We start from the raw sequence: 21,368 nt of genomic DNA, 5'->3' as shown, positions 1-21,368 counted from the left end.
AGATCCACCGTTGGGGCAGCAGGCCCAGGTGCTGGGCCAAACACGTCAGCCGCCCGCTCCAGCAGCAGCCGCTTCCAGTCTGCAATCTGGCTGGGGTGTACTTCGTACTGCTGAGCCAGTTCAGCGACGGTGCGCTCGCCGCGCACCGCCTCCAGCGCGACTTTGGCTTTGAAGGTAGCACTGTGCTTGCGTCTTGATTTGATGGTCATAGATTTCTCCAGATTCGGCCTGCTGTCAGGCCATTTTTACGGGAAGAAATCTCGCTTAGCCAACTGTTCAAAAAACCGGGGCCACTTCTCTGGCGCGGCACCGAGGAGATCGTAAACACGTTCTTAGCTGCGGCAAGGCCTACAATTTTTCACGGCCATGTGGGCTTAGCCCTTTTCTACAGCTGTTATCGTGCTCTCATGTTTGATAGTCGGCCGTCTTTTGCTGTGATCCTGAGACCTTTGCTGCCTCTGGGTCTGAGCATGCTGCTGCTCATGGGCTGCGCCCAGACACCGGCTCCCAGGGGAGAGGTCAAGGGCGAGGATTTCGGCTCAGGCGAATTGCTTCAGTCCGACAGCAACCGCATGGCCACGCTGGCCATGAAGGCCAACCTGCAAAGCCTGATGCGCCTCATGGACAAGCTCTACCAGCGCAACCCTGCCGAGTGGAAGAAAACCGCCGACAGCCGCGAGGCCGCTGCGGCCTATGTACGCATTGCCATCATGGAGCGCCAGCCCTGGGCCGAGCTGCAGGGGCGCCGCGACGTTGCGGCTCTGTCCTTGGCACTGGAGCCGGGTTTTGCCGGCGACCGTGTTGCGGCCTTCATCCATGCGCTGGCCGACACTCTGATCACGGCCCATGGCGGACGCACCAGCTTCACGCTGATCAATGGGCTGGATCCGCAACTCATCTACAACGCAGCGCGCAATGTGGAAATTGCCAACTGGATTCTGAACACGCGCAGGACAGCCACAGGTGCGCCCTTGCTGCTGTCCAACCACTTGAACGAGGGCGAGCGCAACCTGAGCTTCGAGCGGGAGATGGGCATGGTCATAGGCCGTCTGGATTTGATCGCCAGCTATACCACCGAGCGCTACAGGCGCTCTGTCATAGGCTATGCGCAAGGCCTGGTGGCCGGACCGTTCTTCCAGTTCCTGCCGGTGCAGTCACTTCCGGCCGTTCAGTAAGCACGCTTCTTGCCTGAGCACAGGAGATCTCAGCGCAAAGGCCCCATGCTGACTTTGGTCTTCACTGCGCTAAAAACAATGGTTTTTGGAGCTTCCCACTACTCGTAATCGAAATCCGTCTTGTAGTCGTCGGGGTTGATGCCTTCGGCGCGTAGTGGCTCCGCTAGCCTGTAGCGCGTAATTTTGGCCGAAGAGGTAATGTAGCCTTTGATGACCAATTCCCGTGTGACCGGGCTACCCGCCTCGGTGGCGAGTTCCTCGATGACACGTGTGGTCTTGCGCCGGGCCAGCATACGAAAAAGAGCAGGCACGTGGGCAAGCAGGCGTTTGAGAAGGTCTTCGGCATCGGGCATCCATTCTCCGCGCTTTGGCAACTCAGGAACGATGTCCCACTCGTCCTCGGTGAGTGCCCGCCACATTGCAATAGCATGGCCATCGGCATCACTCACACACGCCATTTCCTCAAGCTCGGGAGTCTTCATGGGCGCATAGAGGGAGGTAGCTCCCGCTGCCAGCAATGTCTGGTAGGCCTGGCCCACATCGTTGACCTGTAATCGCAGAGAGACCCTGGCCTCTACGCTCTGTACCTGTATCAACCTCAAAACGGCGCTGCCGGTATCTATATCCACATAGCCTTCGCCGCGGCGGGCTTCAGAAAAACCGATCACATCCTGCCAGAAAAAAATGGAGCGATCCAGATCGGAAACGGAGATGACGAGATGACTGATTCCAAAAAACATGAGGGAAAAGATAATTGGTTGTAACAAACACGTATCTTAACAAGACTGGGGCCGTGAGCGCAAAGATATGAAAAATTCTGTATGAATAAGAAATTATGGATAAAAGTCAGTGATTGATGCCTAAATTATTATTGCGATGACGAAAAAAATGAAAATCATCCCACTCATGGTTTGAATGATATTGGGGTGATTTTCAAAGGGTATGAAGTGAATTAATAGCGGTAGCTTATGCCCAATCGAATGACTGGATACCAGTTTAATTTTTCGGCTTTTTCTTGAAAAGCCTCGCGTTCGGCTTGAAGTCGCTGGCCGCCTTGAGCCAGCAGTTTGGGAGAGGCGCTGTAACTGCTCCGGAACTGGCTGTAACTGGCACCGATGTCGGCAATAAAGGACCAGCCTTTTGACTGCTTTCCAAATCCCCATCCCATACCGAGATAAGGACGAATTGACTTGGATTCAAGTTTCCCAAGGACCCAGTCGCCTTCGGAAATGGGCCGATGCTTGTAACTTATAGCTTGGGCAGTAGCTTCATCCTTCCCTAAAAAAAATCCGCCACTCAGACGAAATTTGTCCAAGGACTTAAAAGGGTGGTAATCGGCAAAAAAACCAAGATTCCTGAACTTCAGCTTGGCATCGTATTGCATGTTGCCCGCATTGAAATTACTATCATAATTGAGTAAATTGATATCGCTGCGTAAATTAAAATTTTCAAAATTATGGGCGTAGCCTAGTGAAAATCCTGTGCTACCTATCTGACTATATATGGTTTGGGCCTGAGATGGAAATAACGTTGTAAGTGAAATAATACAGATGGAGCCGGAGATGCAGAGTTTTTTCATATTAATCCTGCTGGCTTGAGGTTGTGCGATTCTTTAACATTAATTTTGAATTAGTTTTAAATATAATTAATATGTGATTTTTATGCCTCGTTGAAATAAAGTAATTTAATTTGCGAGCGAAATACGCCTTCTGCTTAGCATTAAAGCAAAGCACTTTATTTATACATGTATGTGCGAGAGATATGTCATTCCCAATGAGGGGAAAAGCAGGACTGAATATCCCTGTTTTCGGGGGATTTGAGGCGCTGATCTTGTCCCTGAAAAACGTATCCCTTGCTGAGAGGTCCAATCCAAGCAAGAGGAAACGAAATGAATAAGACAAAGACGGCGATGAGCAGGGCGAGTTACACGCTGGAATTCAAGCAGGAGGCTGTGCGGCTGGTTGAAGGCGGGCAGAGCATTGCGGGAGCTGTACGTACGCTGGGCGTGGTGGATCAGACCTTGTTCAATTGGGTCAAGGCCAGTCGTGCCGGCAAGCTCTGCGGCGCTGACAGCAAGCCTGTGAGCGCCGAGCAGATGGAGATTGCGCGACTGCGAGCCGAGTTGGCGCGGGTAAAGATGGAGCGTGACATTTTGGGAAAAGCGACGGCGTACTTCGCAAAGGCATCGAGCTGAAGTACGCCCTCATCCAAAAGCATCGCAAGGAGTGGCCGATCTCGGTGCAGTGCCGGGTGCTGAAGGTGAGCGTGGCGGGATATCACGAGCACTTCGCGCGCCGCGCCAGCGCGGCTCAGAGGCGCCATCTAAGCGGTAGCCGGACAAGCAAGGAGGAGTGATCTTCCACAGCGATAGAGGCAGCCAATACGCCAGCCATGATTTCAGGGATGAGCTGACGGCATACGGCATCAAGAGTTCGATGAGCCGCAAGGGGACTGCTGGGACAATGCCTGTCGGGCTGGCTCTGAGCGTTTCGGAGTTTTTAGAGGTTCCCTACAGCACGGTATGCCGTAGGCAAAAAAGACTGGATGAATCGTCCCGTGATTCACGCAAGGCTTCAAGCCGTGACAAGGAACAAAGATCAGCAGAGGATTCTTGGCATCAAGTTTTATGTAACTTACATGATTTTAAAAAAACTCTATAAATAAAGAACTTCAAGAATCAAGGCAGTTACGTAATGCCCCAGGCAGGTTGCCATGAGGCATCACTTCGCTCTGCCTACTGAGCCTGTATTTGCGCTGCCTTGGTCAACTCGCGCCACATGGGCAACTCTTTTTGCACGATCTGCCCGAGTTCCCTAGCTGTACTGCCCGTGGCCAGAGCGCCTTGCTCCAGCAGCGCTTTTTGCACAGCCGGCTGTTTGGTCACGGCCATGACTGCCTGCTCTATCTTCTGGATGATGTGAGGCGGCGTACGTGCAGGTACGAACATCGCATTCCACGAGTCGACATTGAAGCCGGGAATGGTTTCGGCTACTGCAGGCACATCTGGAAATTCGGGAAATCTGCGCGCTGTGGACATGGCAAGCGCCTTGAGTCGGCCCGATTTGATGTGCTGGGCAATCGCTGGCAGAGAGACCCAGAGCAGGGGAATTTGCCCGCTGAGAACATCAAGGGTTGCAGGCCCGCCGCCACGATAGGCCACATGGTTCAGCGGCAGGCCGGTTTTCATGCGGAACAGTTCGCCTGCCATGTGGCTGGGCGAGCCTATGCCCGCAGAGCCGTAAGGTATGACCTCGGGATTCTTGCGCGCATAGGCTTCCAGCTCACTCAGACTCGATGGCGCAAAAGATGGGTGGGCGACCAGTACCTGGGGTGAGGAAGCCACGAGAGAAACCGGCGCCAGATCCTTTTCCGTATCAAAAGCCATCTTCACCTGTATGGCCGGATTGATGGTGTGAGAGGACAGCGTGAACAAAACCGTATAGCCGTCAGGCTGGGCCTTGGCAACAAGAGCCGTGCCTATGCTGCCTCCGGCACCTCCACGGTTGTCGACGATCACGGTCTGGCCTAGGGCCTTGGCCAGGGGCTCTTGCAGTATGCGGGCGGTGACGTCCACGCTGCCACCTGCAGGATAGGAGACCAGTACGGTCAGCGGTTTGTTGGGAAATTCGCCAGGTGCGGCCATGGCCTGGCTGCTTATGTTCAAGGCAGCCAAAGCTACAAGAATCCATTGCCTCATTGTGTGTCTCCGTTGTTTTTGAAATCCTAAATATCAGGAATTAAAACCTGATAAATAGGATTTTGTGATCCGCAATAACACACGTCAACAGGGATGCCCCGGGGTTGCGAGGCTGTCCGAAAAATCCGGGAAATAAGCTCGCTGGCGATGCGTGGGGCGGGGTCAATGACGGGCTTTATTCCAGGCGAATGTTTGCGAGGCTCAGCCAGCCCGGCCCAAAAAATCGTTGAAACGGCTTGGGTGAGCATGTTTCGAGAGGAGAGCTGTCGTGGGCAGTCTCAAGGCTTGCGCGGTGTGCTGTGCTCTGGGCTTGTTCGAGCAGGGCCTGGGTGCGACGGCTATGCTGTCGGCACCTTGAGTGAATCTCGGCTAAAGCTCATGCCGCTGTGAGCTTTGGCCAAGTACTGCTGCGCTGACAGGCGGGTGAAAAAGACGCGCTTCGGCATGGGCCGCGCATGCCGTATCGGGCGCGGATTGGCTGCGGCAAAAAGCTTCAGCCGAGCTTGAGATAACCCATGGCCTTGGATAGCCCTGCTGCGGCCTGAAGCACATGGGGGGCCAGTTGCTTGAGCCTGGCTGCCGTCAATCTCTCGGTAGGGCCGGAGATGCCCAAAGCGGCAATGGGCCTCTCGAAGCCGTTGAAGATGGGAGAGGCAACACCGCCTACACCCTCGCGCCATTCGCCACGATTGACGGCATAGCCGATGCGTGCGGCCTGCGTCAGTTCGGCCTTGAGGGCTTGCTTGTCCGTAATGGTGTTCTTGGTGAAGCTCTCCAGCTTGGGGGGCAGGGTATTGAGACTGTTCTCCAGTTGCGCTGCCAGCAAGGCCTTGCCCGTGGCCACGGCATGCGCGGGAGCACGGCCGCCAATCATCGAATAGGCGCGTATGGGCTGGCTGCTGTCTATTTTGTCGATGTAGATCACATCGCTGCCATCGAGTATGGACAGGTGTATGGTCTCGCCGGTTTCACCTGCGAGCTCGGCCATGAAGGGCGGGGCGGTCTTGCGCAAGTCAAGCTGGCCTTGCTGCCTCACACCCAGGGCAAACATCTTCATCGTGCCGCGGTAGCCGCCGTTGATGCTGTCGCGCTCCACATAGCCTGCGTGGATCAGGGTTTGCAAGGTGCGATGGGCATTGCTGCGTGTCAGCCCGGTACGGGCCGCCACATCTTCGATGATTCGGGCCTCTCCTTGCATCTCGGCCAGAGTCTCCAGAACCGCCAGTCCCTTGAGCAGAGTTTTGTCCATAAATCTTGCAGCTGATTTCTTACATGATGGGAAATCAGCTTAGCACATGGATTTGCGGCTGGCTTGCGGCTCAGCCGAGCAGGCGCTCTTCCCACTGGCTCAGCGTTGTATCCAGCCTTTGCAGCAAATCATCGATTTGTGCGGGCTGTATGCAAAGCGGGGGGGAGATCATGATAGGCAGGCCGCGGCGCACAGCAGGGCTGCGCCTGGGGCCGTACAAGGTCCCGTAGAGCGCCAGCCCGTTTTCGAACGCCAGGGCCTGGAACAGGTATTCGGCCTGCTTTTCCATGCCGAAATACTCGCGCCTGTCCTTGGATTCAACGAGCTCCAGCGCCATGAACAGCCCCCAGCCGCGTACGTCGGCAACCGTGGGGTGGGCCATGAGTTTGTCGCGGGCGGCGAACAGGCGCGGGCTCATGGCGGCGGCATGCTCGACCAGGCCGTCTTCGCGCAGAATGTTCAGGGTTGCAAGGCCGGCAGCACAGGCCATGGGGTGACCCTGATGGGTGTAGCCATGCAGAAAATAGCCGCGATCTTCGAGGAATGGCTGATTGACCTTGTCGCTGACCAGCATCGCGGCCAACGGCAGGTTGGCGCTGGAAATGCCCTTGGCCAGCAGCAGCAGGTCGGGCTCGACCTGGAAATGCTCCATGGCAAACCATTTGCCCGTGCGTCCAAAGCCGGTGACCACCTCGTCGGCGATCAACAGAACGTTGTGCTGCTCGCAGATACGGCGGATTTCACGCCAGTAGCTTCCAGGAGGAACCAGGCCGTAGTCTGCACCCGAGCCATGGGGTGTGGCGATGAAGGCGGCCACCGTGGCCGGGTTGCAGAAATACAGCACACGCTCCAGTTCCTGCGCACATTGCAGGCCCCAGGCCTCGCGGTCCATGCCTTCCGGCATATGGATCTCGCTGTACTGGGCCATGTGGGGCCAGTTGGACATCACAGGCTCGAAGGTCTTTCTGTACGCGGGGTTGCCGGCCAGCGACATGGTTGCGAGCGTCATGCCATGGTAGGACTCGTAGCAGCTCACGACCTTGAATTTGCCGGGTGAGCCTGTGAGCGCATGGTATTGACGAGCCAGCTTGATCGCCGATTCCACGACTTCACTGCCGCCGCTGCACAGATAGACGGAGTTGAGCGAAGCGGGCGCAAGGCTGACCAGCGCCTCACTGAGCTCGGCGCGTGCGCGGTTGGCAAGGGAAGGGTGGGCATAGGCGTAGCGATCGAACTGGGCATTCAGCGCCGCCTTCATGCGTGCATCGCCGTGGCCGATGTTGATGGCCATGGGGCCGCCCGAAGCATCGATGTAGCGCCGGCCCTGGGTGTCATGCAGATAAATGCCTTCGGCCTTGGCCAGCTCTATGTCAAAAGGGTGATAGGAAAAGCAGGAGCGCCAGCTGCCTTCGGGAGGCAGAAGTCCGGCAAGCTTGATGGCGGGGGGCGATGACAGTGTGGACATGCAGTCTCCTCAGACCTGGTTTTCTTGGCTTGGCTGGCTTTTTGCACTGGCGCTGCGGTCCTGTGGTTGAGCCGAGGTTACGGAACAAAGTCTTTTATATTGATGTTTGGTGTATGTTATAACGCATTGAAGAAACAGCGGGCAGGGAATACTCGTATGGATGACATCTCAGCAGTAGAGCGGGGCGACAGCCTGTCCCAGCAGGTCTACGACCAATTGCGTCTGGCCCTGATCAGGGGGGCTTATCGTCCGGGCGAGCAGCTCACGATTCGCATGTTGGCCAAGCAGATGAATGTCAGCCCCACGCCGGCGCGCGAGGCCTTGAATCGGCTGGCCGCCGAAGGGGCGCTGGAATTTGGCGCCAACCGCAGTCTTTGGGTTCCGGTGCTGGAAGAAAAGCGCATACGTGAGCTGTATGCGATTCGCGCGGCCCTGGAAGAGCAGCTGGTGCGCGCTGCATTTGCTCGCCTCGGAGATGCACAGCTCCAGGCACTTGAAGACTGTCTTGCGGCAAGGGAAGCGGCGCTGGACGAACAAAGATTTCGCCAGGCGCTGGAACTCAACATGGAGTTCTCCTTCATCATTTTCCGCGCGGCCGATTTGCCCATCACCTTGCGGATCATCGAGGGCATATGGCTGCTTGCGGGGCCGACGATGAACCTGTTTTATCCCGAGCTGGCCGTGGACCGCCTGGGCATAGAGCTGCACAAGCAGCAGCTCGAGGCAATCCGTGCAGGCGAGCTGGAGCGCTGCCTGCATTACATGCGCAAGGAGGATGCGGGCGTCGAGGTCATCGTGCAAAAGCTTGCTGCTTTGGCACTTGATGGAAAAACCGCCTGAGGAAAAGGTGTTGCCGCTGTATGCGGCATGGAAAACAAAAATGCCCGCTTGAATTGCGGGCACTTTGTGCAAGCTCTGGTCTTGCTTGCGGTGTTTGGTAGGCGCGATTGGACTCGAACCAACGACCCCCACCATGTCAAGGTGGTGCTCTAACCAGCTGAGCTACGCGCCTGTCGTTGAAGACCGAGATTGTAGCAGTATTTTTCAGATGCCTGGAGAAAGCAGCAGATTTTTGGCTTATTTGCCGAGATAGGCCCGCAAGCGGTTCTTCAGGCCGGGCCGTGCAGCCGAGCGCGTGAGCGTTGCCAGATCCTCATCGCCGCTGTGGCTGCCCAGCACGCGGTAAAGCTCGGCGCGCGGCAGGTCTTCAAGCTGCAAGCTTGTGGCATGGATTTGCCTCATCAGATCCGGCCAGTGCTCAGGCTCGGCCAGCCGGGTCGCAAAGCCCATGCTCTGGGCCTGTTCGGCTGAAAAACTGCTCAGGTCTTCGAGCAGTTCGCGTGCCTTGGCCGGACCCACGATGTCCCCGAACCGTCTTGTGCCGAGGACCAGGCCGAACTTCAGGCCAGGCATCTTGAACTGTGCATCGGCTGAAGCCGCGCGATGGCGGCAGACCGCAAACAGGTCTACACCGGCACCAAACACCTTGCCATGAGCCAGGGCCAGGGTCTGGGCCGGGGAATTGGCCACGGCCTGGAGCAGCATTTCTATGCGCACAAAACGCAGCACCAGATCGCCTTCGCTCTGCTCTTCGAGACGCGAGAGGTCAAAGCCCGCACTAAAGCTTTTGCCCGCACCGCGAAACACCAGCAGCCTGGCCTGTCTTGCATGGGCCTGCTCCACTGCTGCGAGCAAGGCATCGACGAGCTCGGCGTTCAGGGCATTGAGCTTGTCGGGGCGGTTGAGCGTGAAGCTCCATATGTCTTGTTCCTGGTGGACTTCCAGCAGGGGGCTTTGCACGATGCCTGTAGTCATGCGCTCTCCTGGCTGCTCAGCGTGTTGCGCAAGGGGTCGAGGATTTCCGTGTTGTGCTCGCCCAGTGCGGGCGGGCGCGTGCGTATCGGCTGGGTCTGGTTGTCGATGCGTACGGGGGCGCCAAAAGTCCTGGTCTGCATGCCATTGGGAAGCTCCACCGCCTGCACCCAGCCCATGAAGTCGACCTGGGGATCGGCCAGTACCTGGGAATAGTTGTTGATGGGGGCGCAGGGCACGCCGGCTGCGCGAAAGCGATCAAGCCACTGCTCGGTGTCGGCCTGGGCGAATTTCTGCTCCAGAATCTGCAGCAGCTCATCCTGATGGGCCGCACGTGTCGTGGGGGTGGCAAAGCGCTCGTCGGCCAGCAGCTCGGGCATGGCCACGACTTCGCAGACCGAGCGCCACAAGGCATTGTTGCCGGCAGCCATGCCAAAGTAGCCGTCCTGGCTGCGGAACACCCGGTAGGGCGCATTGCGCGGATGAGCCGAACCCAGGGCCTGGGGATTGCGCCCGCTGCCAAAGTACTCCGAAGTCTGCAAGGCCGCGATACCCAGGGTTGCTCCCAGCATGGGCACATCCAGGTGCATGCCGCGTCCGGTTTTTCTGGTTTCGTGCAGGGCCGAGACGATGGAAAAACCGGCATACAGCCCGGCTGCGAAATCGGCCAGGGGCACGCCGCATTTGACGGGGGCACCACCAGGCTCCCCCGTTACGCTCATGATGCCGCTCATGGCCTGCATGGTCAGATCGAACCCGCCTTCCTTGGCGCGCGGGCCGGTCTGGCCATAGGCCGAGATGGAGCAGTAGACCAGGCGCGGATTGATGCTGGACAGGGCCTCGAAGCCCAGGCCCAGCCGGTCCATGACGCCGGGGCGGTTGTTCTCTATCAGGGCATCTGCATCGCTGACAAGGGCGCGCAGCAATTGCGCATCCTCGGGATTCTTGAGGTTCAGCGTGACCGAGCGCTTGTTGCGGTTGAGCGAGGCAAAGTTCTCGCTATAGCCGTTGTTGATGGGCGGCCAGCTGCGCAGCGTATCGCCGCCTTCGGGATTCTCGACCTTGATGAGGTCGGCACCCATGTCGGCAAGCAGCATGCCGCAAAAAGGGCCTGCGGCCACGTTGCAGATTTCTATGACCTTGAAGCCCGCAAGCGGTGAGTGCGTCGGCATGGATGTCCCCTTTCAATAGGCTGGTGTTGTTCTGGCTGGTACATGGCCTTTTGGCGAGAGGCCGTCTATGCCGCATCATATCAATATTATTTGGGATAATATTCCCAAATATTGGGATATTTATTGTTGTTTGGAGATGAAAACAAAAAAGCGCAAGCCTTTTGGGCTTGCGCTCGGGTTGCCGCGAATCGAATATCGCCAGGCGCCGTAGCGCCCGGACGTTCTTACTCGCTGATGCTACGGATGGTGTAGCCAGGGCTGGCCGCGATGGCGCTGTCGGTGAACGGCAGCTTCACCCACTTTTGCTCGCCATAGGCCTTGGTGTAGTCCACATAGTGCTTGGAGGCGGGGTCATCGGAGACCGAGAAGGTCAGGAAGGTGTGGGCCTCGACGCCATTCGCGGGGAAGCTCACGACCTGCATGTAGCTGTTGCCATGGGGCTGGCCGTCCATGTCATAGCCACCGTTCTCGATCTTCTTTTCCGAGCAAGTGATGGTGAAGTAGCCGACCTCTCCGCAACCGCCGTACAGCGGTATCTTGTCTCCGCCCCGGGCCGAGAAGAGCACCGAGCCGCGCTCCGCATCCAGAGCAATACCGCCGGCATTGATGGCCTTGACGGCCTGGCCAAGAGCTGTCTTGAGCGCGCTGACGGTTGCCGTATCGGACTTGATGCCGGAGGGCGTGTTCAGCGGATCGGCGGCGTTGAACGGAGTCGCATAAATGCCGGGGTTGACCGCACGTTTCCAGAGCTCGTCCCAGACATGGGAGCCCTTGGACTTGACCGTGCCACGGCCATCCCAGGCATTCAGGGCTGCGCAGGCAGCGCCAACCTGTACGACTTCCCCGCCGAGCGACACCGAGGGCTGGTCGCAGGCCAGAGCCAGCACATCGTTCTTGAAGCGTGCGCTGTAGACGCGGCTGTCGAGCACCATTTGGCGCACGATTTCGCTGGTTGCAAGCTTGCCCGAATAGCCGTCCGAGCCATCAAGCCGCATCAAGGCCATTTCGTGGCCCATGCGCGTGCGCAGGCTCTGGGTGGCGTTGGTGGAGCCGAAGATGCTGGGAAAGCCCGTGAGCGGTGCCTTGGCGTTGGCCAGCCAGTAGCTGTCGTTCATGTTGGCCACGTAGTCCTGGCGCTTGAGGCTGGGCATGCGGCTGGGGCCAATCGCACCTTCCTGCTTGGAGTCCGGATCGCTGACCCAGTCGCATGCTTTGCTGCTGCCGAGCAGCACCGGCACATCGGGCAGGACCTGGGGACTATTCAGCGCTGCCGAATACGGGGTTTCGCACTGCTTCAACTGCTGGGATGAGACATTCGGCACGGCGCCTATGTCGGCATACCAGACATCGGCGCTGTCCCGGGCTGCCGCCACGGTATTGACCCAGGGTATGGCGGATTCATTCTTTTGAATCGCGATGAACTCATCCAGCGACTTGGCCTGGTTCCAGCCCAGCCAGTTCTTGAAGGTGCGGTAGTTGAAGGCGTTGATGTCGCGGATTGAAAAGGCCTGCTTCGAGTTCCAGGACAAGGCGGGGCTGATGGGGCCGAGATTGAGCACAGGACCATGCACGGTCTTGTACAGGGTGCGCTTGACCGGGGCCGCGTTGAGCACGTTGACCGTGATCTCCTGGGCCTGCATGGGCTCGTACTTGCCGTCGCGCAGATATTTCGTGGGGTTGCTCGGGTCCAGCTGGTACATGAACACCCCGAAGCGCTTGGCCGTGGACACGGTATGGCTCCAGGCCACATCGTTGTTGAAGCCGATCAGCACCAGGGGAATGCCCAGGAAGCTCGCACCGCTGACGTCGATCTGCCCAGGAATGGTGAGCTGGGACTGGTAGAACCGGTCCGGGCCTTTCCAGTACCAGTGGGGGTTGCCGAAGAGAACGCTGGAGCCGCCCGTGGCCTGCTGGCCGAAGCCATACATATTGCTGCCGATGCCACGCGTGCCGCCGACTTCGAGTTCATGTGCGGCAAACGGCTGGGACGGGAGCGCGGCCAACTGGGTCTGCGTGGCGGAGGCCGCCCTGGCGCCGTTCTTGCCTGCAGTTGTGGCGGCCGAGGCGACAACGGCCGCAGGCGGCTGGGCCGTGGCGATCTGGGCCACGAAATTGCTGTAACCGCCTGCCAGGTTGGCCGCATACATGCGGCGCCAGAGGTCGTCGGTGCTGATGGGCTTGACCCAGTCCTGCGTGGCGCAGGCTGCATGCTCCTTGCCGCCGCCCTTGACTTCACGCACCACGCGGTTGTAGCCGGCCACAAAGCCTTCCACCAGTTGCTTGATTTCCGTTGTCTGTGCTTCGCGCATCTCCTTGACCACGTCGTCGGAGATCACATGGCGGAAGAAAAAGTCCGAATCCAGGTTGACGGGCTGCTTGATGGTGCTGCTGTTGACGGCCTTGGCGCTTGCGCCGAAGTAACTTGAGCGCTCGCCACGGTAGGTTGTGAAGGAGTCAGCCATGGTGCACAGGTTGTCCTGGGCCTGTGCGTAGCCGGAGCCATAGCCCAGGCCGAGCCAGTCCTTGGCCTTGATGTGGGGGATACCCATGGCCGTGCGGCGAATCTCGGCGTTGTATTTGGCGCTGGGGCCTGTTTCCGGGCCGGAGCCACCGCCATCGCCGCCGCAGGCGGCCAGGGCCGCGAGGGCAATCAGTGACAGGGGCTTCCAACCATTGCGGGCTTGCAAATGCATGCAATGTTCTCCTAGTGCGTGTTGTTGTCTGCGTTCCACGTGCGCGAAACCATCACAGCATAAGGAGAGTAGATATCTTTGTTACTTAGCAGTAACGCTATACAAGAATTTTTTCATTTATCCAGAGGGACTTGCCGCCCCTGCGATGTGTTGGTGGGGTGGGAAAGCCCTGTGGAGCCCAGGGTGATGGGCTTTTCAGAACATGTTGGCGATCTCAAGGCATGAGCTTTTTGATGACACTGGAGAAATCCAGACCGCCGTTTCCATCCAGGGAGTGCATGGCATAGAGGGCGCGCGCCATACCGCCCAGCGGGGTGCTGGCCTTCACGGCCATGGCGTTCTCCTGGGCCAGACCCAGGTCCTTGAGCATCAGATCGGTGCCAAAGCCGCCCGCATAGTCCTTGCTGGCGGGGGCATTCTCATGCACGCCGGGGAAAGGGTTGTACTTTTCCAGCGCCCAGTTGCCGCCGGAGCTGCGGCGCATGATCTCGCTCAGCACCTTGGGGTCCAGGCCATTGGCCACGCCCAGGGCAATGGCCTCGCTGGTGCCCACCATCAGAATGCCCAGCAGCATGTTGTTGCAGATCTTGGCGGTCTGGCCTGCGCCCACATCGCCAGCGTGGAAGATGTTGGCGCCCATTTTCTCCAGCACCGGACGTGCGCGCTCCAGGTCGGTGCTGCTGCCCCCCACCATGAAGGTCAGCGTGCCCGCAATCGCACCGCCCGTGCCGCCGGATACCGGGGCATCGATGAAGCCCATGCCCGAGGCCGCAGCGGCCTTGGCCACCTTCTGGCTGGAGACGGCAGCAATCGTGGAGCTGTCGATGATCAGCGCTCCCTTGGCAATGTGGGCCAGCAGGCCGTCCTGGCCGTCACGGCCCAGATAGAGCGCCTCGACATGCTGGCTGGCGGGCAACATGGAGACCACGACTTCGGCCTCTTGCACTGCTTGCTGGGCACTGGCGGCAATCGAAAGCCCTTGCTCGCCATACTGGGCGCAGGCCTGGCTGGAAAGATCGAAAGCCTGAACTTCGTGGCCGGCCTTGTGCAGGTTGAGGGCCATGGGGCCGCCCATATGACCCAGGCCTATGAATGCGATGCGCATGCTGCTGTCTCCTTGGTGGTGAATTGTTGTTGCTGCAAAAAATATAGCTGTTAGCGCTTGTCAGATAAGCGCTTGAGGCCTAAAAGGCTTGAAAAATCAAGCCATGCTCGCACCCTTGTCGGCAAGCAGGGCGCGCAGGATGCTGCGGTGGCAGCGGGTCTCATCCTGGCAGTAGCAGCCCACGGAAAAATGGGTCTGGTGTGAGAGGGCGGCCAGCAGGTCCAGGCTGCGGCTGGCAGCTGGCTCGGCCAGTTGCTTGCGAAATTGCTTGTCGAATTGCTGCCACAAGGCCCTGGCCTCAGCGGTTTGCCCCTGGTCCTGAAGCTTGTGGGCCTGCTGGGCCAGAGCCATGGTTTCGGCCAGCGGCGAGAGCTCGGGATACCAGCAGTCGTAGTAGTCGCGGCTGGCAAACTCCGCCTTGGGCACGCCGCGTGGTGGGCGGCGCACCGTGCCTATGCGCAGGCCTTCGTCTTTGTGCCTGGGGCTGCCCAGCTGGACGATGCGAACACTCATGGCTTATTCCTCGTCGAAAACCGAATGTCTGCGCGGGCCGGATGCGCCCTGTGGGCGATCGGCGCTTGCTGCCGGGACATTGTGTCCGGCAGATGTCGGGCGCTTGCCTTTACGGGCTCGCGTGGCCTTGGCCAGCGGGTTGAAAGCCAGCGCTGCGTCCACCCAGTGCTGCCACTGGGCCTGGGTGGCATAGGCCGAGGGGCCGATGTAGAAGTAGCCATCCATCAAGCCCTTGCTGGACAGGGTCCGTACGCCCGGCGTCTCCGCCACGGCGGCATGTGTGTCTGGCGGCAGGCGCACCAGCAGCTCATCGTCCTCCACCCCCAGGCACAGCTTGCCGTTCACCATGAATACATGGCAGCCAAACATGCGCTTTTCCTCGACCGCGCTGCCATGCTCGGCCAGCGCTTCACGCACGGCGTCGATCAGGCGCAGGGCTTCATTGGAGAGGGGTTTGGCGGGCATGGGATATCAGCGTATGGACTCGCAGGCATCGCCATCCAGCATGCGCCGGGCAATGATGACGCGCATGATTTCGTTGGTGCCTTCCAGAATCTGGTGCACGCGGGCATCGCGCATCAAACGTTCCAGCGGGTACTCGCGGATATAGCCGTAGCCGCCGTGCAACTGCAGGGCCTCGTTGCAGACCATGAAACCGGCGTCGGTGGCAAAGCGCTTGGCCATGGCGCAGTAGGTGGAGGCGTCACGTGCACCGGCGTCCAGCTTGCTGGCGGCCAGGCGCACCATCTGGCGTGCGGCCACCAGTTCGGTGGCCATATCGGCCAGCTTGAATTGCAGCGCCTGAAAGCTGGCAATGGGCTTGCCAAACTGCTTGCGCTCCTGCATGTACTGCTGGGCCTGGGTGAGGGCGCCCTGGGCCGCGCCCACCGAGCAGGTGGCGATGTTGATGCGCCCGCCGTCCAGGCCCTTCATGGCGATCTTGAAACCCTCGCCCTCGCGGCCCAGCAGGTGGTCGGCAGGAATGCGCACATTGTCAAAGCTGATGACGCGGGTGGGCTGGCTGTTCCAGCCCATTTTTTCTTCTTTTTTGCCGTAGCTGATGCCGGGGGTATCGGCGGGCACGGCAAAGGCCGATATGCCCGATGCGCCAGAGTTGGCATCCCCAGTTCTGGCCATCAGCACCAGCATATCGGTGGCGCCGGCGCCGCTGATGAATGCCTTGGCGCCGTTGATGCGGTATTCGCTACCCACCAGCTCGGCCCGGGTCTTGAGCGAGGCTGCGTCCGAGCCGGCGCCGGGCTCGGTCAGGCAGTAGCTGGCTAATTTTTGCCCGCTGGTGAGTGCCTCGCCCCATTGCTTGTGCACGCCATCCTGGGCCCAGGTACCCAGCATCCAGGTGGCCATGTTGTGGATGGTGATGAAGGCCGTGGTGCTGGGGTCGACGGCTGCCAGTTCTTCAAACACCAGGGTGGCATCCAGGCGCGGCAGGGCCAGGCCGCCGGCGCTTTCGGGGGCGTACAGGCCGCAAAAACCCAGCTCGCCGGCCTTGGCGATGGCTTCGCGGGGGAAGATGGATTCGCGATCCCATTCGGCGGCATGGGGCGCCAGTTCCGCCTGGGCAAAGGCGCGAGCGGTATCGGCAAAGGCGCGCTGATCTTCGCTGAGGTCAAAGTCCATGGATAGTCTCCTTTATAGTTTTTTAGGCTCCAGGGCTTATGGATAAAGCGCTGTCAGCTATTGAATTCATAGTCATTGCAGCGGCGGTCCCAGATGCAGCCAGCGCCTGAGCTCCTGGTCGCGAGCCTTGATCTGCCGGGTCAGGCAGTCGTGGTAACGGGCTGACCAGTCACTGCGATCTTCCAAAGCCGCTTCGGCTCTTTTGCAGTGCTGGGCACGCTGACGTGTCCACTCGTTCTGGTTCCTGCGCAGCGCAGGGCGCTCATCGGCCGAGAGGGCTCGCATCACATCGCCATAAAGAATCTGATTGCCGGTATCGGCCTCCTGAAAAGCCTTGACTGCACAGGCATTGGTCTGGGCCACGGTTCCGTTTTCCACGCAGGCCGTACCTGCTTGGGCCATAGCCCAAGCCGGCAAAAAACACAGCATGAGCCGCATTACTGTCCATAGGTATCGCATGCCCTGACTATGGCATAGGCAAAAGCCTGAAAAACTGGCGTGGCCCAACTCAGGGACAGCGAGCCAGGGCCGCCCCGCAGCGAGGCTGTCCTCCCCCTGCCAGGGGGAGGCGGCGCAGCCGCTCAGGGGGTTACTTCAAACTAATCGTGGTGTTCACGCCGTGGCTGGTGGTGCTGTCATCAAACCAGCGTGCCGTCACGGTCTTGGTCTGGGTGTAGAACATCACCACCTGCTTGCCGTAGGGGCCCAGGTCGCCCAGCTTGGAGGCGCGGCTGCCGGTGAAGGAGAACAGGGGCACGGGCACAGGGATGGGCACGTTGATGCCGACCTGGCCTACATCGATGTCTTCCTGGAACTTGCGGGCTGCGGCACCGCTTTGCGTGAAGATGGCCGTGCCGTTGCCATTGGGATTGGCGTTAATGAATTCAATGGCCTGGTCGATATCGTCGGCCGCCACGATGCACAGCACGGGGCCAAAGATTTCCTGGTCGTACACGCTCATGCCGGGCTTGACGCCGCTGAAGATGGTGGGGCCGACAAAGTTGCCCTTTTCATAGCCCTTCACATCGGGCTTGCGGCCGTCCAGCTCCAGCTTGGCGCCGTCGGCAATGCCGCGTGCTATCAGACTTTCCACGCGGGTCAGGGCGGAGCAGCTCACCACAGGGCCCACATCGGTGCCGGCTTCGGTGCCACCGCTGACCTTCAGCGTCTTGGCTTTGGCCACCAGCTCGGGAATCCATTTCTGGGATTCGCCCACCAGCACCACCACCGACAGCGCCATGCAGCGCTGGCCCGCTGCGCCAAAGGCGGCACCGGCCAGGGCGTTGAGCGACTGCTCCTTGTTGGCGTCGGGCATGACGATGGCGTGGTTCTTGGCGCCCATCATGCACTGCACGCGCTTGCCGTTGAGGCTGGCGCGGTTGTAGACATGGGTGCCCACCTTGGTGGAGCCCACAAAGCTGATGGCCTTGATATCGGGGTGGTCGCAGATGGCGTTCACCGCGTCTTCACCGCCGTGGATCACGTTCAGCACGCCAGGGGGCACGCCGGCTTCCAGGGCCAGCTCGCACAGGCGCATGGTGACCATGGGGTCTTGCTCGGAAGGCTTCAAGACAAAGGTGTTGCCGGTGGCAATGGCCATGGGGAACATCCACAGCGGAATCATGGCCGGGAAGTTGAAGGGGGTGATGCCGGCGCACACGCCCAGAGGCTGGTTCAGCGTATAGGTGTCCACGCCATTGGCCACGTTGTTGGCCAGCTCGCCCAGCTGCAGCGTGCCGATGTTGGCAGCGTGCTCCACCACTTCCAGGCCGCGGAAGACGTCGCCCTCGGCGTCGGGCAGGGTCTTGCCTTGCTCGGCCGTCAGCAGGGCGGCCAGCTCCTTCATGTTTTCGCGGATCAGCTGCTGCAGCTTCAAGAAGATGCGGGCGCGGGTGCCGATGGGGGTCTTCTTCCAGGTCTTGAAGGCCTCTTTGGCATTGGCCACGGCGGCATTGATTTCCTCGGGCGTGGCAAAGGGCACGCGGGCCAGCACTTCCTGGGTGGCGGGGTTGACCACGTCGCGCCATTGCGTGCTCTTGGATTCGATCATCTGGCCGTTGATCAGCAGCTTGACGGTGGGGGCCAGAACCTTGGCGGGCGTGGATGCGTTCATGAATGTCTCCTGTTGCGTTGAGGTCCGTCCGAGAGAGGGACGGCCGCCAGAGCTTGCTGTATCTGGCGCTGGCAACATGGTATCTGTGCGATTTTTCGCAATCAACAACCATTCCTGCAGATTCGATGTGCAAATTCGCACATGCCTGGGAGCGCTATGAAGCGCTCAGTAAGCCTGTGTACTGCCGGCTTTGAGCAAGGTGTTCAAGGGGGTGAAACGCACACGGGCTCCTGGGCCCAGATCGGCTTCCAGTTTGGTGAGCAAGGCCAGAAGTTGGGAGAGCTCCTCCTGGCTCAAGGGATGGATGAGCTTTTGGTAGGCCGCATCCACAAAGGGAGCGGCCAGAACCAGAAGCTCCTGCCCAGCTTCGGTCAGGGTCAGCTGATGCTGGCGCTTGTCGTGCAGATTCAGGGAGCGCTGCACCAATTGGCGCTGCTCCAGTCCACGAACCAGGCGCAAGGTGGTGACCTTGTCAAAGCCCATGCTGCGAGCCAGAGAGCTTTGATCCATGCCAGGGGAGGCTGCCAAAACGCTCAGAGCCGTGTATTGCGACGGAGTCAGGCCCAGGCTGCGGCATTGCTCTTCAAAAAGGCCGACCGAGAGCTGGTGTGCTCTGCGCAGCATGAAGCCTGCGCGCTGGTAGAGCGGTGAAAGTGTGACAGTCATCTCTGAAAACCGCTTTACGTCCTGTCTGGCACAGGCACTGGCTCTGGGGACGCAAGGGGCTCACATGCATGAAGCAGGTTGATCCGGGGGCCAAAGATCTCAGCTGACCGTGCGTCTTGGGTGCAATTGATTGTTAATTTTTTAAAAGAGACTCTAACTCATGGCCTTTGATGTTTCCAGATTTCAGGGACTGCCCAAGGGCCAAAGGCGGCGCCTGTCGGATATCCCGGAGGCGCAAAAAAACCGCCTCGAAGGCGGCAAGGTCAGCCTGGGACAGGCATGGGGCCGGTGTGCAGCTGGTTCGGGTCTCGTGCGCAAGACCCGGGGCGGGCTTGCGAGAGCTGAAAACGGGATGCTACTTGGTGCCGAAAATGCGATCACCTGCGTCGCCAAGGCCCGGCAAGATGTAGCCTTGGCTGTCGAGCTGGCGATCCACGGCGGCCGTGTAGATGTCCACATCAGGGTGTGCATTCTGAAAGGTTTCCACGCCTTCGGGTGCAGCCAGCAGACACATGAACTTGATGGACTTGGGCCGGCACTTGGTCTTGAGCTGCTGCACGGCGGCGACGGCCGAATTGCCTGTGGCCAGCATGGGATCGACCACGATGACATCGCGCTCATGCATTTCCGACGGCATCTTGAAGTAGTACTCCACGGGCTGCAGCGTCTCGGGGTCGCGGTACAGGCCTATATGGCCTATGCGGGCGCCGGGCACGACGTTGAGCATGCCGTCCAGAAAGCCGTTGCCTGCACGCAGTATGGAAACCAGGACCAGCTTCTTGCCGTCAATGACCTTGGCGGTCATGGTCTCCAGCGGGGTCTCTATTTCTATGTCCTGCAGTGGCATGTCGCGCGTGATTTCGTAGGCGATCAAGGTGGACAGCTCGCCCAGCATGCGTCTGAAGCTGTTGGTGCTGGCTTCCTTGCGGCGCATCAGCGTGAGCTTGTGTTGGACCAGCGGGTGGTCTATGAGGTGCAAAGTGCTCATGATTTCTAGTGAGAGAACATTCGGGTGACCCGGGTGGGCTATCGAGACAGGCCTCACTCGCCCAGCAGACGCGCATAACGCGCCATATCGATGTTTCCACCCGTGATCAGGATTCCCACGCGCGAGCCTGACAGATCGAGGCCCCCATGCATGGCGACCGCAAGAGAGAGGGCGCCTGTAGGCTCGACCACGATCTTCATGCGTTCGGCATAAAAGCGCATGGCTTCGACCAGTTGCTCGTCCGTGGCAGTCAGAATGCCTTGAACATGCTCACGGATGAGCGCAAAAGGCAATTCGCCCAGGGCTTGAGTCTGGGCTCCGTCCGCAAGCGTGCGAGGCGCGGGAATCGTGATTATGCGGCCCGCACGCAGCGATTGCTGAGCATCGTTGCCGGCTTCGGGCTCGGCCCCGTAGACCTTGCAGTCTGGAGTCTGCTGTTTGGCAACCAGAAGACTGCCTGCCAGCAGGCCGCCGCCACCGAGACAGACAAACAGATAGTCAAGGTTGGGCACTTGCTCCAGCAACTCCATGGCGGCCGTACCCTGGCCTGCAATTACATCGCGGTGATTGAACGGCGGAATGACTGTCATGCCGCGCTCCTGGGCCAGGCGATGGCTGATGGCCTCGCGGTCCTCGGTGAAGCGGTTGTAGGTCAGCACCTGGGCGCCATAGGCGCGTGTGGCGGCAAGCTTGGCAGCCTGAGCATCCTCGGGCATGAGGATCAGGGCGGGCATGTCGAGTATCTGCGCGGCCAGGGCCACGGCCTGCGAGTGGTTGCCAGTGGAGTAGGCCAGAACGCCATGGCGCTTTTGCTCGGGCGTGAACAGGCTCAATGCGTTGTAGGCGCCTCGCAGCTTGAAGGCGCCAGTGCGCTGCAGGTTTTCGCATTTGAAGAAAACCTCGGCCCCGAGCCTGTCGTTGAGCGTGCGGCTGCGCAGAATGGGGGTGTGGTGGATGACCCTCTCAAGCCGCTTGGATGCGGCGACCACATCATCATAGGTAGGCAGCAGGCGGTTGTTCATGGTCATGGCTTTTCAGTGTGAGTGGGGGACGGGGTGATCTGCCCTTGCAAGCACGCAAAC

The 21,368-nt window shown here is 59.6% G+C and carries 20 protein-coding genes, 1 tRNA gene and 2 pseudogenes; 4 read left to right on the top strand and 19 right to left on the bottom strand.

Translation table 11 applies throughout. The features are described from left to right. On the bottom strand, window positions 1-209 hold a 209-nt coding region (locus tag G486_RS0113550), incomplete at its 3' end, for a transposase (RefSeq protein ID WP_027016023.1). A 261-nt stretch (window positions 210-470) separates the two neighbouring features. Here G486_RS0113550 and G486_RS0113545 point away from each other — a divergent pair. Further along, entirely contained in the window at window positions 471-1,175 is a 705-nt protein-coding gene (locus G486_RS0113545) for an alpha/beta hydrolase family protein (RefSeq protein WP_245587326.1), read from the top strand. Between the two features lie 98 nt (window positions 1,176-1,273). Here the strand turns inward: G486_RS0113545 and G486_RS0113540 are convergent, their stop codons facing one another. Together G486_RS0113540 and G486_RS0113535 are read right to left on the bottom strand one after the other, a co-directional pair. Beyond that, a complete protein-coding gene (locus G486_RS0113540) occupies window positions 1,274-1,915 on the bottom strand; it encodes a DUF2621 family protein (protein WP_027016021.1) in 642 nt (213 codons plus the stop codon). Window positions 1,916-2,127: 212 nt separating this feature from the next. Further along, window positions 2,128-2,754: a hypothetical protein gene (locus tag G486_RS0113535; protein ID WP_156920032.1), complete on the bottom strand. Its 627-nt coding sequence runs from the start codon at window positions 2,752-2,754 to the stop codon at window positions 2,128-2,130. A gap of 309 nt (window positions 2,755-3,063) precedes the next feature. Here G486_RS0113535 and G486_RS24580 point away from each other — a divergent pair. After that, window positions 3,064-3,482: pseudogene (locus G486_RS24580) on the top strand (transposase); the annotation flags it as partial. Window positions 3,483-3,523: 41 nt separating this feature from the next. Beyond that, window positions 3,524-3,642, top strand: a pseudogene (locus G486_RS24575) (DDE-type integrase/transposase/recombinase); the annotation flags it as partial. 267 nt (window positions 3,643-3,909) lie between these two features. Here G486_RS24575 and G486_RS0113525 read toward each other — a convergent pair. From G486_RS0113525 to G486_RS22335, 3 genes are all read right to left on the bottom strand, one after another. Further along, a complete protein-coding gene (locus tag G486_RS0113525; RefSeq protein ID WP_245587324.1) occupies window positions 3,910-4,818 on the bottom strand; it encodes a tripartite tricarboxylate transporter substrate binding protein in 909 nt (302 codons plus the stop codon). 547 nt (window positions 4,819-5,365) lie between these two features. Next, window positions 5,366-6,121: an IclR family transcriptional regulator gene (locus G486_RS0113520; protein ID WP_027016017.1), complete on the bottom strand. Its 756-nt coding sequence runs from the start codon at window positions 6,119-6,121 to the stop codon at window positions 5,366-5,368. Window positions 6,122-6,191: 70 nt separating this feature from the next. Further along, complete coding sequence (locus tag G486_RS22335) at window positions 6,192-7,586, bottom strand: aminotransferase family protein (RefSeq protein WP_051303512.1); 1,395 nt, start codon at window positions 7,584-7,586, stop codon at window positions 6,192-6,194. Window positions 7,587-7,742: 156 nt separating this feature from the next. On the opposite strand from G486_RS22335, the gene G486_RS22330 reads away from it, so the two are divergent. Further along, window positions 7,743-8,426, top strand: coding sequence for a GntR family transcriptional regulator (locus tag G486_RS22330; protein ID WP_051303510.1), 684 nt, complete (start codon window positions 7,743-7,745; stop codon window positions 8,424-8,426). 95 nt (window positions 8,427-8,521) lie between these two features. On the opposite strand, the gene G486_RS0113505 is transcribed toward G486_RS22330, so the two are convergent. From G486_RS0113505 to G486_RS0113445, 13 genes are all read right to left on the bottom strand, one after another. Beyond that, window positions 8,522-8,598: transfer RNA gene (locus G486_RS0113505), tRNA-Val, on the bottom strand. A 65-nt stretch (window positions 8,599-8,663) separates the two neighbouring features. Further along, entirely contained in the window at window positions 8,664-9,401 is a 738-nt protein-coding gene (locus tag G486_RS0113500) for an enoyl-CoA hydratase/isomerase family protein (RefSeq protein WP_034387673.1), read from the bottom strand. Beyond that, a complete protein-coding gene (locus G486_RS0113495; protein ID WP_027016015.1) occupies window positions 9,398-10,570 on the bottom strand; it encodes a CaiB/BaiF CoA transferase family protein in 1,173 nt (390 codons plus the stop codon). The genes G486_RS0113500 and G486_RS0113495 overlap by 4 nt, the downstream gene beginning before the upstream one ends. A 224-nt stretch (window positions 10,571-10,794) precedes the next feature. Continuing rightward, window positions 10,795-13,263 (bottom strand): penicillin acylase family protein, encoded by a 2,469-nt coding sequence (locus tag G486_RS0113490; protein ID WP_027016014.1) that lies wholly within the window; start codon window positions 13,261-13,263, stop codon window positions 10,795-10,797. Between the two features lie 214 nt (window positions 13,264-13,477). Further along, window positions 13,478-14,368: a 3-hydroxyisobutyrate dehydrogenase gene (gene mmsB, locus G486_RS0113485; RefSeq protein WP_027016013.1), complete on the bottom strand. Its 891-nt coding sequence runs from the start codon at window positions 14,366-14,368 to the stop codon at window positions 13,478-13,480. A 96-nt stretch (window positions 14,369-14,464) separates the two neighbouring features. Beyond that, the gene (locus G486_RS0113480; protein ID WP_027016012.1) at window positions 14,465-14,881 is read right to left on the bottom strand and encodes a DUF488 domain-containing protein; all 417 of its coding nucleotides are present in this window, start codon (window positions 14,879-14,881) and stop codon (window positions 14,465-14,467) included. Between the two features lie 3 nt (window positions 14,882-14,884). Continuing rightward, complete coding sequence (locus G486_RS0113475) at window positions 14,885-15,346, bottom strand: TfoX/Sxy family protein (RefSeq protein ID WP_027016011.1); 462 nt, start codon at window positions 15,344-15,346, stop codon at window positions 14,885-14,887. Between the two features lie 6 nt (window positions 15,347-15,352). Then, the gene (locus tag G486_RS0113470; RefSeq protein ID WP_027016010.1) at window positions 15,353-16,519 is read right to left on the bottom strand and encodes an acyl-CoA dehydrogenase family protein; all 1,167 of its coding nucleotides are present in this window, start codon (window positions 16,517-16,519) and stop codon (window positions 15,353-15,355) included. A gap of 72 nt (window positions 16,520-16,591) precedes the next feature. Further along, window positions 16,592-16,978, bottom strand: a complete 387-nt coding sequence (locus G486_RS0113465) for a lysozyme inhibitor LprI family protein (RefSeq protein WP_051303508.1) — start codon at window positions 16,976-16,978, stop codon at window positions 16,592-16,594. 130 nt (window positions 16,979-17,108) lie between these two features. After that, complete coding sequence (locus tag G486_RS0113460) at window positions 17,109-18,632, bottom strand: CoA-acylating methylmalonate-semialdehyde dehydrogenase (protein WP_027016008.1); 1,524 nt, start codon at window positions 18,630-18,632, stop codon at window positions 17,109-17,111. Between the two features lie 165 nt (window positions 18,633-18,797). Further along, a complete protein-coding gene (locus tag G486_RS22325; protein WP_034387667.1) occupies window positions 18,798-19,298 on the bottom strand; it encodes a MarR family winged helix-turn-helix transcriptional regulator in 501 nt (166 codons plus the stop codon). A gap of 355 nt (window positions 19,299-19,653) precedes the next feature. Continuing rightward, a complete protein-coding gene (gene upp, locus G486_RS0113450) occupies window positions 19,654-20,286 on the bottom strand; it encodes a uracil phosphoribosyltransferase (protein ID WP_027016007.1) in 633 nt (210 codons plus the stop codon). A gap of 53 nt (window positions 20,287-20,339) precedes the next feature. Beyond that, window positions 20,340-21,314, bottom strand: coding sequence for a threo-3-hydroxy-L-aspartate ammonia-lyase (locus tag G486_RS0113445; protein ID WP_027016006.1), 975 nt, complete (start codon window positions 21,312-21,314; stop codon window positions 20,340-20,342). Window positions 21,315-21,368 lie beyond the last annotated feature (54 nt).

Source organism: Comamonas composti DSM 21721, from assembly GCF_000429845.1.
Taxonomy (GTDB): domain Bacteria; phylum Pseudomonadota; class Gammaproteobacteria; order Burkholderiales; family Burkholderiaceae_C; genus Comamonas; species Comamonas composti.
Note: the sequence above shows the minus strand (reverse complement) of the source record. Positions and strands in the feature narration are given on the sequence as shown.

What these genes read in the sequence shown, in the direction of transcription:
- G486_RS0113545 (WP_245587326.1), top strand. Translation starts at nt 471, where the DNA reads ATGCTGCTGCTCATGGGCTGCGCCCAGACACCGGCTCCCAGGGGAGAG.
- G486_RS0113540 (WP_027016021.1), bottom strand. Translation starts at nt 1,915, where the DNA reads ATGTTTTTTGGAATCAGTCATCTCGTCATCTCCGTTTCCGATCTGGAT.
- G486_RS0113535 (WP_156920032.1), bottom strand. Translation starts at nt 2,754, where the DNA reads ATGAAAAAACTCTGCATCTCCGGCTCCATCTGTATTATTTCACTTACA.
- G486_RS0113525 (WP_245587324.1), bottom strand. Translation starts at nt 4,818, where the DNA reads ATGGCCGCACCTGGCGAATTTCCCAACAAACCGCTGACCGTACTGGTC.
- G486_RS0113520 (WP_027016017.1), bottom strand. Translation starts at nt 6,121, where the DNA reads ATGGACAAAACTCTGCTCAAGGGACTGGCGGTTCTGGAGACTCTGGCC.
- G486_RS22335 (WP_051303512.1), bottom strand. Translation starts at nt 7,586, where the DNA reads ATGTCCACACTGTCATCGCCCCCCGCCATCAAGCTTGCCGGACTTCTG.
- G486_RS22330 (WP_051303510.1), top strand. Translation starts at nt 7,743, where the DNA reads ATGGATGACATCTCAGCAGTAGAGCGGGGCGACAGCCTGTCCCAGCAG.
- G486_RS0113500 (WP_034387673.1), bottom strand. Translation starts at nt 9,401, where the DNA reads ATGACTACAGGCATCGTGCAAAGCCCCCTGCTGGAAGTCCACCAGGAA.
- G486_RS0113495 (WP_027016015.1), bottom strand. Translation starts at nt 10,570, where the DNA reads ATGCCGACGCACTCACCGCTTGCGGGCTTCAAGGTCATAGAAATCTGC.
- G486_RS0113490 (WP_027016014.1), bottom strand. Translation starts at nt 13,263, where the DNA reads ATGCATTTGCAAGCCCGCAATGGTTGGAAGCCCCTGTCACTGATTGCC.
- mmsB (WP_027016013.1), bottom strand. Translation starts at nt 14,368, where the DNA reads ATGCGCATCGCATTCATAGGCCTGGGTCATATGGGCGGCCCCATGGCC.
- G486_RS0113480 (WP_027016012.1), bottom strand. Translation starts at nt 14,881, where the DNA reads ATGAGTGTTCGCATCGTCCAGCTGGGCAGCCCCAGGCACAAAGACGAA.
- G486_RS0113475 (WP_027016011.1), bottom strand. Translation starts at nt 15,346, where the DNA reads ATGCCCGCCAAACCCCTCTCCAATGAAGCCCTGCGCCTGATCGACGCC.
- G486_RS0113470 (WP_027016010.1), bottom strand. Translation starts at nt 16,519, where the DNA reads ATGGACTTTGACCTCAGCGAAGATCAGCGCGCCTTTGCCGATACCGCT.
- G486_RS0113465 (WP_051303508.1), bottom strand. Translation starts at nt 16,978, where the DNA reads ATGCGATACCTATGGACAGTAATGCGGCTCATGCTGTGTTTTTTGCCG.
- G486_RS0113460 (WP_027016008.1), bottom strand. Translation starts at nt 18,632, where the DNA reads ATGAACGCATCCACGCCCGCCAAGGTTCTGGCCCCCACCGTCAAGCTG.
- G486_RS22325 (WP_034387667.1), bottom strand. Translation starts at nt 19,298, where the DNA reads ATGACTGTCACACTTTCACCGCTCTACCAGCGCGCAGGCTTCATGCTG.
- upp (WP_027016007.1), bottom strand. Translation starts at nt 20,286, where the DNA reads ATGAGCACTTTGCACCTCATAGACCACCCGCTGGTCCAACACAAGCTC.
- G486_RS0113445 (WP_027016006.1), bottom strand. Translation starts at nt 21,314, where the DNA reads ATGACCATGAACAACCGCCTGCTGCCTACCTATGATGATGTGGTCGCC.